Source organism: Chitinimonas sp. (assembly GCF_036568685.1).
In the GTDB taxonomy this organism is placed as follows: Bacteria; Pseudomonadota; Gammaproteobacteria; order Burkholderiales; family Chitinimonadaceae; genus Chitinimonas.
Map to the genome: position 1 here is coordinate 1 of NZ_DATCSC010000017.1, position 13,275 is coordinate 13,275.

General features: G+C 58.3%; 9 protein-coding genes. 1 reads left to right on the forward strand and 8 read right to left on the reverse strand.

Annotated features, from left to right (window positions below; all coding sequences use genetic code 11):
* Positions 1-180: 180 nt before the first annotated feature.
* From VIM95_RS02825 to VIM95_RS02850, 6 genes are all read right to left on the reverse strand, one after another.
* Positions 181-1,119 carry a hypothetical protein gene (locus tag VIM95_RS02825; protein ID WP_331982785.1) on the reverse strand — a complete coding sequence of 313 codons (939 nt, stop codon included), beginning with the start codon at positions 1,117-1,119 and terminating at the stop codon, positions 181-183.
* Between the two features lie 93 nt (positions 1,120-1,212).
* Complete coding sequence (locus tag VIM95_RS02830; protein ID WP_331982787.1) at positions 1,213-2,079, reverse strand: putative phage abortive infection protein; 867 nt, start codon at positions 2,077-2,079, stop codon at positions 1,213-1,215.
* A gap of 137 nt (positions 2,080-2,216) precedes the next feature.
* Positions 2,217-2,888: a hypothetical protein gene (locus VIM95_RS02835; protein ID WP_331982789.1), complete on the reverse strand. Its 672-nt coding sequence runs from the start codon at positions 2,886-2,888 to the stop codon at positions 2,217-2,219.
* Positions 2,889-2,992: 104 nt separating this feature from the next.
* On the reverse strand, positions 2,993-3,292 hold the full coding sequence (locus VIM95_RS02840) for a hypothetical protein (protein ID WP_331982791.1): 300 nt from the start codon (positions 3,290-3,292) through the stop codon (positions 2,993-2,995).
* An 86-nt stretch (positions 3,293-3,378) separates the two neighbouring features.
* The gene (locus VIM95_RS02845) at positions 3,379-4,536 is read right to left on the reverse strand and encodes a ribonucleotide-diphosphate reductase subunit beta (protein ID WP_331982795.1); all 1,158 of its coding nucleotides are present in this window, start codon (positions 4,534-4,536) and stop codon (positions 3,379-3,381) included.
* A gap of 295 nt (positions 4,537-4,831) precedes the next feature.
* A complete protein-coding gene (locus VIM95_RS02850; protein WP_331982797.1) occupies positions 4,832-7,750 on the reverse strand; it encodes a ribonucleoside-diphosphate reductase subunit alpha in 2,919 nt (972 codons plus the stop codon).
* 637 nt (positions 7,751-8,387) lie between these two features.
* Here VIM95_RS02850 and VIM95_RS02855 point away from each other — a divergent pair.
* Positions 8,388-8,783 carry a hypothetical protein gene (locus VIM95_RS02855; RefSeq protein WP_331982799.1) on the forward strand — a complete coding sequence of 132 codons (396 nt, stop codon included), beginning with the start codon at positions 8,388-8,390 and terminating at the stop codon, positions 8,781-8,783.
* A gap of 184 nt (positions 8,784-8,967) precedes the next feature.
* Here VIM95_RS02855 and VIM95_RS02860 read toward each other — a convergent pair whose 3' ends face one another.
* Both VIM95_RS02860 and VIM95_RS02865 read right to left on the reverse strand, forming a co-directional pair.
* Positions 8,968-12,078 (reverse strand): S8 family peptidase, encoded by a 3,111-nt coding sequence (locus VIM95_RS02860; protein ID WP_331982801.1) that lies wholly within the window; start codon positions 12,076-12,078, stop codon positions 8,968-8,970.
* A 48-nt stretch (positions 12,079-12,126) separates the two neighbouring features.
* Entirely contained in the window at positions 12,127-12,819 is a 693-nt protein-coding gene (locus tag VIM95_RS02865) for an NF038120 family PEP-CTERM protein (protein WP_331982803.1), read from the reverse strand.
* Between the last annotated feature and the right edge of the window lie 456 nt (positions 12,820-13,275).

Genomic DNA, 13,275 nt, shown 5'->3' on the forward strand with positions numbered 1-13,275 from the left:
ACCGGCCTAGCTCCCAAGGCGGTGATTGGGGCGGTGATGCGCAAGCTGGCCCACCTGATCTATGGGGTGATCACGTCCGGCAAGCCGTTTGATGCAAATCACGGACAACCTGGGCTTGCTATTCAAGACGGTATCTGACCCCGGTATTTTTTATTTTTTTGACCGAAAGGTTAATTTTCATTAGAAAAGCTCGCCTTGATCTTTTAGAAATTTTTTGTAAGCTTTGTGACGCGCACCTTGGAGCGTTTCATTTTTGTTCTCCCCGTCGGACACACTAAGCACTACAGAAACGGAGTACCCGGTAATTACGATGTCGCCAACCGCATCGAATCTGCGATTGATTTTCAAAACACATTCGATCACTGATCCATGCTGAAATGACACCTGCCTAGCAAGGACGGAGAACTTAAACTCATCGTCAGCCATGGAAAATGAGATTAATTCCCCTTGATAGATACCCTTCCACTGATAGTTCCCTTCTTTTAGGACAGGAGCGACTATTTCAATAGTAGCCGGCTCGACAATTTCAACAGGCAAGTTATTTGTGGATAGCACGAATTTGTGAAACTCTGACTTGTCAACATAATTTTCAATATCTCTTTCAATTACTGGGGAAATACCGACACCAGTAACTTTTCCATATTCCACAAGATTTTTATAAAAATTTGAGCGCCTTACTGCGATCTTTACATTTTCTTGGATAGCGGCGGCGCCGGTATTCAGAGTTTCCTTAGAGACGTTATTTTCTTTTAATTCTTGCTTGAGTTTTTCTATAGCTAGCCTTTTTTCCTCCAGGGTTAGCTTAGCAATCTCTTTATTTAGGTTGTCCATCTGAGCGTCTGACACGGGAGCTACAGGGACTCTCGAAAATATCAGCACAACTATTGCGAGCAGTAACGTCAGTTGATTATTGTTTTTCCCAATGAAGTCCCATATTTCCCGTAAGCCACCTTCCGTATAGGCGGATGTCTCAATAGAAACAGTAATTCCTAATGATTTGGCAATTTCCAAGAAGGCTGCAAGGGCTTCCGCCTCACATCTATTTCTGATCAATGCATCCATTGAATGGGACTGATCCTTGAGATGGTAGTGCAGTTCCAATTTCTCTACGGATTCCATATTTCTCCTAAATTTAATGCTGCGTTAGTGTGGAAAGAACCTAACGTGGAGTTCAGCGACACCTGCATGGGGTCAGTGAACAGAAACCCTCGCTTACCAGACGTCCGCTGTGTCCTGTTGGGTATTTTTCTGCGCGCCAAATGCGCAGGGTTGGAGCATGCCGTCATGCATCTTGTCCAGAAGACGAATTTTCGGAATGTTGTCCAAGAGTGCAAACTCTTCTACCAAAGGTGTAAAATTGCCGCCGTTATCGGAAACACAGTTATAGAAGAGCAGCAGGAGCTCCTGATCAGAAAGCTGGGCGCGAATTAGGCGTAGATAAGGGCCATCCACCTGCTTCGATTCCTTAATAAAGCGGACCACGTTATAAAGGTAGCGAAAGTAATGTCCCAGCTCAGTTTGATGCTCCTTCCAGAACAGCTGATAAGCCAACTTCAAAACCGATTCTTCAGTGTATTTTCCATTCGCCTTTTCTTTATTTTCACGATATATTTTATTAAACCTTGTGTAGAAGACACTAAAACAGTCTCTACCTCTGGTGACCCTTCCCTGCTCGCTAACGAGATCGATTGCGTTCACGATCTGATTATGAATTTCTAACATCTGAAAGAAAGTGTTTTCGAAGTTCTGTTTCCTCAGGCTTTCGTTTTGGTCGCGCAGCGCATCGGCTGAACGCCTAAGTTCAACGCGAGACTCCTGCAACTCGGTTTGCTGAATAACGATTGTAATCAACAACCCCATAAACATTAGAAAAGTAAGGATTGGGTTTAGTACCCCGCCGAAGAAATCACCCCACTCGCCGAAAGAACTCTTTCCGATTGAGAATAGGTTAACAACAAAAACCAGAAACATTGCAACTGCCGCCGCTTGAAAAAGCCGATATAGCGGACGCAAGGTCGGCTTTCCGCGTGGCGCTATTAATGCGACAAAATTTCTATAGAGCCTTTGATTCAGATTCATACGTGTCCAAGTATTAATGCCCAGCGTAATCCAGCGTAATTTGGGGTCAGGTCTTGCAAGCTAACAATTTCATGCGTAATTGCAAGAAATGGCCCTAATTTCTCCAGAAACTCTCCAGCACCACGTTCATCGCCTAGCTAAACCTTATTTTTCCAGCGCGCATCAATTTCCTCACAAGCCGCTTCGATGTCGTTCATTTTTCTTTTGAAGGCCTTCGGAGCACTAACAACCCGCTGAGTCGGAACGTCAACCACATAACACTTTGAATGATCGATTGCTGAACTACTCTCTCCACTTTCTAAATAAACTCTCATGGCGGTAGCCACATATTCGGCCGCCTGAGGCGTTAATGGGCTTGTTTTGGAAAAATGAAGTTTTACGCAACCGACGACTTGCCCAGACTCTGGATCTTTAAGTACAGCATCCGGCCTCATACTTATTTCCACCCCCGCGACTTCCATAGTATGGGATGAAGTAGACTGCCCTGCCTCAACAACGAGGCTTTCCAAATCCAAATCTCCGGAAGCCTCTAGGAAATCCTCAATTGCTGAGGCAGAAGCTTGTCGATCATGCTCTACAAATTCACTTCCACCATTTTGGATTCTAAGTCTTTTCGCAGCGGACAGAATTTCTGAGTCGTCGCTCATGCCAGTCGAGAGGTATTCAACAATTTCTTCTCTAGCGTCAGAGTACCTGGCTGCGACAAATGTCTTTGGCTGCTGCTGATCCTCGATAATTCTTTTTCGCCTGGAAGGCGTTGCGGTCAGATACTCACCAAGTTTATTGACACTAATTCTGGGCTTTGACATGAACTGACTCCCGCGACAAAGGGCTTACATTTAAAGTAACCAGCACAAGAGCGTAATGGAGGCACCAAACTGCGCAGCAATTTGGTGCCCGACTGACTGCCTTGTTAGGGTGATATTGATGTGACTTCCTTGGCAACAATTTTGGCAGCTTCGCGGGAAGAAACATTGCAAGCAATTTGCACTGCCTTGAGGAGAAAGATAATTCTTGAGTCAGGACGAGCCGATACGATTCGAACTGCATCACCCAACGACTGACCGCTACAGAGCAACTCAGTCAAATGTTGTGCCAAAGGCTTCCAGCCATTTGAACCAATGAGAGTCATAAAGTCATAACCTGAAGCTAACTCGCCGGCCGTCAGGCCGGTCGGATTGAGCACAAAAGCGAAATAGGGAACAGACCACAATTTCCGGCAGCTCTACCTAGTCTATTTAACCCAACTCTACCCAGAAAAAAGGCCACCATCTCTGGCAGCCTTTATTCACATCACTATCAATCCCAGCTCAAAGCCCCACCGCTCTGGTACTCAATCACGCGGGTCTCGAAGAAGTTCTTTTCCTTCTTCAGGTCGATCATCTCGCTCATCCACGGGAAGGGGTTGGTAGCACCCGGGAACATGGGCTCCAGGCCAATCTGCTGCATGCGGCGGTTGCAGATAAAGCGCAGGTAGTCCTTGAACATCGAAGCATTCAGGCCCAGCACGCCGCGCGGCATGGTGTCCTCGGCGTAGGCGTATTCCAGCTCAACAGCCTTCTGGAAGAGGCCAGTCAGCTCGGCCTTGAAGGGCTCGGTCCAGAGGTGCGGGTTTTCCAGCTTGATCGTGTTGATCAGGTCAATGCCGAAGTTACAGTGCATCGATTCGTCGCGCAGGATGTACTGGTACTGCTCGGCAGCGCCGGTCATCTTGTTCTGGCGGCCCAGCGCCAGGATCTGCACAAAGCCCACGTAGAAGAACATGCCTTCCATGATGCAGGCAAAGACGATCAGCGACTTCAAGAGCTGCTGGTCAGCCTCGGGCGTGCCGGTCTTGAAGTTGGGGTTGGTCAGCGCGTCGATAAACGGGATCAGGAAGTTGTCCTTGTCGCGGATCGACTTGATCTCGTGGTAGGCGTTGAACACCTCGGCTTCGTCCAGGCCCAGGCTCTCCACAATGTACTGGTAGGCGTGGGTGTGGATCGCCTCTTCAAATGCCTGGCGCAGCAGGAACTGGCGGCATTCCGGCGCGGTGATGTGGCGGTAGGTACCCAGCACAATATTGTTGGCCGCCAGGCTGTCGGCGGTCACAAAAAAGCCCAGGTTGCGCTTCACCAGGCGGCGCTCGTCTTCGCTCAGGCCGTTGGGGTTCTTCCACAGCTCAATATCGCGCTGCATATTGATTTCCTGCGGCATCCAGTGGTTGGCGCAGGTGGCCAGGTACTTCTCCCAGGCCCACTTGTACTTGAACGGCACCAGCTGGTTCACGTCGGTACCGCCGTTGATAATGCGCTTGTCCACGGCACTGACACGACCGGCACTATGGGCCTGCACGCTGGCGGTGTTGTAGTCGGCTTGGGCAGGGGCCGATTCAAACGAATACTGCGGCTGCGCCGGAGTTTGCGGGGCAGCCGGCTTGGCGGCAGGTTGAGCGGGGGTATCGTCCCAGGACAGCATATTATTTCCTTTCAAATCAGTCGTTTGGACAGTTTGAAGCACTTACTTGTTCAACTGGATAAGCCACCGCCCATCAGGCAGGCAGCCCATCTTCTTTCTATTCATCCGGCCCTTGCGGCCGGTAGCTACCGCAGGCGCAGAAAGGGGTGGTCACCCTCCCCTTCCCACTTAGCGGCGACTAGCCGCCAAGAAAGCCCAGCAAAGCGGCTCTGGCGCGGCGTGCGAGCGTAGACAGTACGTCTGGTACGGCAAGCTCGCACAACAAAGCCAGAGGGGCTTTATTGGTGGCTAGGCTTTATTGGCAAGCTTCGCATTCTGCAAATCCCGGATCACCCGGGCGCATCATGCAGACGGCGCCTTCGGCTTCCGGCATCACCGGCGCAGCGGCCACCGGGGCGGCCACGGCAGCAGCAGCCATCTGGCCACCACCCACCGGCACCGAGTTCAGCTCGCCACCACGGCCGGTCGATTTCTCGGCGCTCGATGCCGACAAGGTGCGCAGGTAGTAGGTGGTCTTCAGGCCACGTACCCAGGCCAGCTTGTACAGGTCGTCCATCTTCTTGCCCGATGCACCGGCCATGTAGATGTTCAGGCTCTGCGCCTGGTCAATCCACTTCTGGCGGCGCGAGGCACATTCCACCAGCCACTGGGCTTCCACTTCAAAGGCGGTAGCGTAGATGTCCTTCAGGTCTTGCGGCACGCGGTCAATGCGGTGCAGCGAACCGTCGAAGTACTTGATATCGCCAATCATCACGTCGTCCCACAGGCCGCGGGCCTTCAGGTCGTGCACCAGGTGCTCGTTGATGACGGTGAATTCGCCCGACAGGTTGGACTTCACAAAGATGTTCTGGAAGTTCGGCTCGATCGAGGCAGACACACCCACGATATTGGCAATGGTCGCGGTCGGGGCGATGGCCAGGCAGTTCGAGTTACGCATGCCGTAGGTGGCAATGCGCTCGCGCAGCACGGTCCAGTCCAGCTTGGACGAACGGTCCATCTCCAGGTAGCCGCCACGGGCTTCGGCCAGGAGGTCGATGCTGTCCTGCGGCAGGATGCCACGGCTCCACAGGCTGCCGGCGTAGCTGGGGTAGCGGCCACGCTCTTCGGCCAGCTCGGTCGATGCGTAGTAGGCGTGGTAGGCCACCACTTCCATCGAGCTGTCGGCAAATTCCACCGCCGCTTGCGATGCATACGGGGTGCGCAGCATGTGCAGGCAGTCCTGGAAGCCCATGATGCCCATGCCCACCGGGCGGTGACGCAGGTTGGAATTGCGGGCCTTCTTGACCGGGTAGAAGTTGATGTCCACCACGTTGTCCAGCATGCGCATGGCGGTCTTGACGGTGCGCTTCACCTTGTCGCTGTCCAGGGTGTATTCGCCGTCGGCGCCCTTGACCATATGGTTCACCAGGTTCACCGAGCCCAGGTTACACACGGCAATCTCGTTGTCGTTGGTGTTCAGGGTGATCTCGGTACACAGGTTGGACGAGTGCACCACGCCCACGTGCTGTTGCGGGCTGCGGATATTGCAAGGGTCCTTGAAGGTGAACCAGGGGTGGCCGGTTTCAAACAGCATAGTCAGCATCTTGCGCCACAGCTGCAGGGCCGGGATCTTCTTGTGCACGCGCATTTCGCCGCGCTCGGCCTTGGCTTCGTAGCGCACATAGGCCTCGGCAAATTCCTTGCCGTACAGGTCGTGCAGGTCCGGCACTTCAGACGGGCTGAACAGGGTCCACTCGCCGCCTTCCATCACGCGCTGCATGAACAGGTCGGGGATCCAGTTGGCGGTGTTCATGTCGTGGGTACGACGGCGGTCATCACCGGTGTTCTTGCGCAGTTCGAGGAATTCCTCGATGTCGGCGTGCCAGGTCTCCAGGTAGGCACACACGGCGCCCTTGCGCTTGCCACCCTGGTTCACGGCCACGGCGGTGTCGTTCACCACCTTCAGGAAGGGGACGATACCTTGCGACTTGCCGTTGGTGCCCTTGATATGCGAGCCCAGGGCGCGCACCGGGGTCCAGTCGTTGCCCAGGCCGCCGGCAAACTTCGACAGCAGCGCGTTTTCCTTCAGACCTTCGTAGATGCCATCCAGGTCATCGGCAATGGTGGTCAGGTAGCAGCTGGAGAGCTGGCTGCGCAGGGTGCCCGAGTTGAACAGGGTCGGGGTCGACGACATGAAGTCGAAGGTCGACAGCACGTTGTAGAACTCGATGGCACGGGCTTCGCGGTCGATCTCGCGCAGCGCCAGGCCCATGGCCACGCGCATGAAGAAGGCCTGCGGCAGCTCGATACGGTGGCCGTGGATATGCAGGAAGTAACGGTCGAACAGGGTCTGCAGGCCCAGGTAGTCGAACTGGTAGTCACGTTCGAACTTCATGGCCGCGCCCAGCTTGGCCAGGTCGAACTGGGCCAGTTCCGGGTCCAGCAGCTCGGCTTCAATACCCTGCTTGATAAAGTTGGGGAAGTACTCGGCGTAGCGGGTCGCCATCTCCTCGTGCATCACTTCCTCGCCCAGCACTTCGCGGCGCAGGCTGTGCATCAACAGGCGAGCGGTCACCTTGGAGTAGGCCGGTTCCTTCTCGATCAGCTGGCGCGAGGAGAGGATGGCGGACTTGCGCACTTCCTCGGCCGGCACGCCGTCGTACAGGTTCTTCAGGGTCTCTGCGACGATATGCTCGGCGTCGGTCACCTTCTCAAAGCCGGTACAGGCAGACTGCACCAGGGCGCGCAGCTTGGCTACGTCCAGGGGCTTGCTCACGCCTTCGTCGTTCACGTTGATGGCAGAAGCCGGGGCCTGGTCGGCCTCGCCCTTGGCCAGGCGCTCCTGGTGGCGGCGCTCGCGGTACAGCACGTAGGCGCGGGCCACGTCATGCTCACCGGTGCGCATCAGCGCCAGTTCAACCTGGTCCTGGATATCTTCAATATGGATCGCGCCGCCCTCGGGCTTGCGGCGCATCAGGGCGTTCACCACCAGGTCGGTCACCTTCTGGACCGATTCACGCACCGAAGCCGACTGCGCCGCCGCACCACCGTGCACGGCCAAAAAGGCCTTGGTCACGGCAACCGAGATCTTCATCGGCTCGAACGACATGACCGATCCGTTACGGCGGATGGTCTTGTACTCGGCAACGGGCTGCGCCGCACCGGATGCCACGCTCTCATTCCCTTGCGGGTAGGCGGCGCGCGCGGTGCTGGCGGTATCGGTGGTGGTGTACATAGTGAGAACTTCCCCTTTTGCTGTTGGTTTGCCAGTAGGCCGGCCACTGGATAGCGGCCCGCCATACCTTGGGTATGGATGCTGTTCAGGCGGCGCCGCAGGGGGCAAACTCAGCCCGGCCCATGCGGCAAATCCCTGAACTCACACGAAAAATTCACGCTCCGGAATACCCGAAGTGGCGTGTGCATAAATCTGTGCAGGAATTGTGGAAAACACAAGATCTAGTGTTTTTGTACTGCTCTGACCACTAAGTCTAGTAGCCCGACTGCCTGCTTGCAATAGCTGTTTCTCTCTTGTTTTTCACCGCCCCGTCGTTGCAGGGCCTGTAAAAAGTCAAGCCCCCAAACAGCCCGTCAATACGGGGCCAAATGACCCACTTTCCGATCTTGGACGCTGATGCAAGATCGCAACAAGCCTGTGGATAACCCCTCGAAAACCAACCATCAGCACATACGGATTTTCTGCTTTTAGAGCCAGAAGTCCGGCATGGTAGAAGCCGGCCACTACCGGCACATGACACCCCTCGGGCATGCGGTTTGCCACCTCCACGCGCATCGCCCATGATGGCAAGTACAAAGGACGGAAACGTCCTGGACTGCCAGCAGTCTCAGTCACCCCATCGATAAGGAGGCCCCCTATGCCGCGCCTGACCCGGAGCCTATGGCTAAGCCTGGCCGCCGCCCTGCTCTGCCTGCCCAGCACCAGCGCAGCCCCCGCCTCGCAAGCCACCCTCACCGAGCTGCGCCAGGCCATCGGCGCCGCCCGCTGCCAGCGCGACGAACAGTGCAAGACGGTACCGGCCGGCGCCAAGGCCTGCGGCGGCCCCGCCTTCTACCTGCCCTGGTCGCAAGATGACGGCGACGCCGCACGCATCCGTCAGTTGGCCCAGCAGCAGAGCAAGGAGCGGCTGGAAGAAATCCGCGCCGCGGGCGAAATGTCCGATTGCCGGCTGATCGCCGACCCCGGCGCGCAGTGCCAATCCGGCGCCTGCACCCTGCGGCCGGTGATCCGCGGCGGGAACGATCCGAGGTAGCCGGCGCTGCCGCCCTATATAGATAGGGTGGCAACCGCCGTACCCGCCCAATCCATTCCCTGACTAGGGATTGCAGAGCAGTGCCCGCAAAGGCACACCAAAAAACAAATGACCGCGAGCCCGAAAGCTCGCGGTCATTTTGTTTCTAACTACCAGCTATCGCGTAAGCGACAGCCAACCAAGGTCAGATCCGTGGATCGACCTGGTTGTTGCGGCTGGTGCCGCTGCTCAGCGGCAGCGGGTCGTTGGTCTCGACCAGCAGCACGGTGCTGCCCTGTGCCACGTTCTCGGCCACATAGCGCACGGCGCCCAGGTAGCGCTTGCCCGCAGCCAGGCCAGACCAGCTCATAGCGGCCGATGCAGTACCACCCACATAGGCCTTGGCCGGCAACAGCACCTTGAAGTTGCCGCCGGTATCGCCGTTGTTCACCACCCAGCTCGACAGCGTATAGCCGGTGCTGCCGCCCTGCGGGGCGTAGCCCACCACGCAGGCCTTGTAGGTACCGGCCGGCAGGTTGAGCAGTTGCACCGATTCATCCGACGAACCACCACCGCTGCTGCCCACCACGGCGCCAGCGCTGTTGACCACAACCAGGTCCAGATCGTCAGCTGCACCATGGGTGGTCTCGGCGTTGTACAGGTCCACGCGGGTCACCAGGTTACCGGCCGGCACCACGATCTGGTGCACCTTCACGCCACCGGTCGGGTCGTTGCCTGCAGTACAGGCCGCCACACCGCCATCGCTGTCGCTGGACTTGTTGACCGTGTCGCTGAAGGTCACCGCCTCCTTCAGCCCACCCTTGATGCTGGTGAGCGCACCGTTGAAGCCGGTACCCACGCTGAACACCTTGCTGCCAGAAGCCGCTTCGCTGCTCACATTGGCCACGGCAGCCAGCAGCGATGCACGGGCCGTCACCGGGCTACGCACGGTGTGGCTGCCATCGCTCCAGACCAGCGAACCATACTGCCAGGTGGACTGCGGCGCGGTGGTACGCGAGAGCAGCACGCTGAAGCTCTTCTTCTCACCCGGGTTCAGGGTCAGGGTGGCCGGCGATACCGTCACGTCAAAGCCCGGTATGGCGGCAGTGGCGGTGTAGGTAGCCGGGGTGGCGCCCACATTGGTCACGGTACGGGTAATGCTCAGCTGCCCCAGCACGTTGGCCGCGGTGATCGAGGCCAGGTTCAGGTTATAGGGCTGGATGGTGCCGTAGACCGAGCAGATCGAAGGCTGCAGCACGTTGATGCCGCACATGTAGCGCACATAGTCCAGCGTACCCGCGTCGTACACCAGGCCAGGGTCGGCCGCGGCGTTCGGGTTCACGTGGCCGGCGCCCTGGGCCCAGGGCAGGCGCCCGTTGGCCAGGCCCGGTTGGCCATCGTTGAAGGTACCGTAGCCGGTAGTCATCAGCGCAGACTTGATCGCAGCCGGCGACCAGGTCGGGTGCTGCTGGCGCAGCAGCGCTGCCAGGCCAGCCACGTGCGGGCTGGACATGGACGTACCCTGCAGGAAGTCCCAGGCCGGCGGCGGAACCACGGTGCCGTTGTCGACCGCGTCATGCTGGGTCTGGTCCAGGCTGGGGATGTAGCCGGCGAGGATATCCACACCCGGTGCAGTCAGGTCCGGCTTGAGGGTATTGAGGTCAGCCTTGTTCGGCCCGCGCGAGGAGAAGTCCGCCATCACCGGCGCCACGATCACGCCCGACTTCAGCAGCCCCTTGCTGATGGTGGCCGTCCCGTTGCCCAGTGCCACATAGGCCTTGATGGCCGCGCCGGTCACATTGTCCACATGCAGGGTGGGCACGGTATGCAGGTCGGCGTTCAGGCTCTGCGCAGCAGTCAGGTTGGCCTGGATCATGCCCACGCCGCCGGCCGCCTTCACCGCTGCACTCTTGTCCACCCGCGCCACGGTGCCGCGGTCGCAGACCACCACCTTGCCGGCCACCTTGGTCGGGTCCAGCACGCCGGTGTTCCAGCACTCGCGCACCTGCTGCGCAGCAGCCCCGGCCACGCCCACGTCCTTGGCCAGCACCACGGCGGTGGCCGCCAGCGGGTTCTGGTTCAGGGTCACGCCGGTATAGCTCGCGCCATTGCCCAGGGTGGTCGAGCCTTCGTAGTAACGGTCATGGGTAGACGCCGCCACCGTGGTCAGCCAGGGGCTGATGTGCGCCACCTGGTTGGCCGGGCCGCTGTTGCCGGCCGATGCCGCCACGAACACACCGGCGTTGGCGGCGCCAAAGAAGGCCTGCTCCACCGCATCGGTCACGCTGGTCATGCTGCCGCTGATCGAGAAGTTGATCACGTCCACGCCATCAGCCACGGCCTTGTCGATCGCCTTCACGCTGTCGCCGTTGAAGCAGGAATTCTTGGGCAGGGCGGGGTTGGCGGGGTCCTGGTAGCTCCAGCAGACCTTGTAGACCGCCACGCGGGCACGCGGGGCAATGCCCGATGCCGCACCCAGCGCCACGCCGCCCACATTGGCCGCCACATTGAAGTTGCCGCCCGAGGTGCTGGCGGTATGGGTGCCATGGCCACCGTTGTCGCGCGGCGAGTTGTAGTCGCTCCAGTGCGGGGTGTAGAGGCCCTGGGCGATCAGGCTGTCGTAGGTGTCGCGGAACACCTGCGCGCCAATCAGCTTGTTGTTGCACGAGGGAAAGCTCGCGCTGGTCTGGCAAGTGCCGCTCCAACCGGCCGGCGGCGCGCCATAGACCTGCTGCGCGGCGGGGTCGAAGGTCGGGTTGCCCTGCGCATCCACGCGGTCGGCAAAGGCGGGGTTCTCCGGCCACACGCCGCTGTCCACCACGCCGATGATGACGTTCTCGCCCGCAAGCTGGGTACCGCCCAGCTGCGCCCACAGGCCGGTACCCGGCTTGTCCAGGCCCAAAAAGCGCGGGGTGTAGTTGGTCAGGAGTTCACGCGGCTCGTCCGGCGCGATCGAGGCCACGCCGGCATTCTTCTTCAGCGCGCGCACTTCGGCGTCGGTCAACAGGGCCGAAAAGCCGTTGAACACCAGCTTGAAGTCATAGATCACCGGCGCATTGCCCACCGTGGCGAGCACGCTGCGCTGCTTGGTGTCGAGGTAGCTCATATAGGCCTGTACGTCGTTACTCTGTACGTTCAGGCGCTGGCCGGCGGGCGGCTGGGTGGCGTTGAGGCCGCTGATACCGCCGGTGTAGTTGGCGACCGGCTTGTCGGCCAACTGGACGATATAGGGGCGCCGTGCATCCTGGGCGGCCGCGGTAGCAGCCAGACCGGAGACGAGCGCGAGGACGGCCCATTGTGAGGGTCTGCGGATCATGATTGGTTTCCCATGCAAGGGTTGAATGGACGGTTCTGACGATGGCGATCAGAACTGCCGCTTGCGGCGCGCTGCGACCAGCATGGCGGCAAGGCTGATGCCCAGCAGTGCCCAGCTGGTGGGTTCCGGCACCAGGTTCACGTTGTCGAGCGCGAACTGGGCCTGGTTCTGGCCATCGGCCACGCACTGGCCGCTTTCGTCGGTCAGGCAGGCCAGGAAGGTCACGTCGCGGAACCAGGTATCGGTGGCGTCGAACACAAAGTTGCTGAACTCCCAATAGCCATTGGCGTTCTGGCCAGGCAGGGTGAAGCTGGTCCAGTACTCGTTGTCGAACACGTCGTGGCCAAAGATCACGATGCGGGCGACCGAGAAGGGGATGTTGGCCACCACCGGCGCCACAAAGCTGGCGTCAAAGCCAAACAGCCGAAAGCCCAGGCCGTCGCTCTTGCTGACCTTCAAACCACCGTCGTTCAGGCCAAGGAAATACTGCGTGCTATTACCAACCGGGCAATCCAGCACCACGCAGCTGGCGGCATTGGATACCACGGCGCCATTGAGGCCACCGTCAACGCCACCCAAGGGCGGCACCACATTGAGCTTGTAGCCGGCTTCGTCAAAACCCTCACCCCCGGCATAAATATTGGGGGCGGCCGGGTCAAAGGTAATCTGGCTTGCCATTGCGGCTGGCAATGCCAGCGCGGCGGCAAAAGCCAGCAGGGCTTTTTTGATGGAATTATTCATAACGCTCCTTGGAGTCTGAGAAGACTTGCCCGTATCACCCGCAGCAAAAACGGATGCACACCGGTTCCCAAAGCGGACCGGTGCCTGCCTGCAAGCAACACAAGGAATTCCCAGGAAACCGTTGGGCAAGCCCATCCCCCGCCCCGGAAAAATCCGTTGCAAAGAGTCGCTAATCAAACCCAGCGAAGCGGTTCTGGCTAGGCGTGCAAGCGCAGACAGTACGGTTAGTACGACAAGCTTGCACAACAACGCCAGAAGGGTTTTGTTAGCGGCTCTCAAGCGAGCTTGAGAGAAAAGCGCCCCCACTCTTGAAGGGGGTAGCGCAGACCTGCCCAACGGTTCCCTGGACCGATGAACAGCGAGGGCATCCTACTCCCCGACCCTTGGGCCTCTGCAAATGGATAGAAACAACTGTAAGCAGAAGTATCAATAAAACAACACGGTTAAAATCCGTAC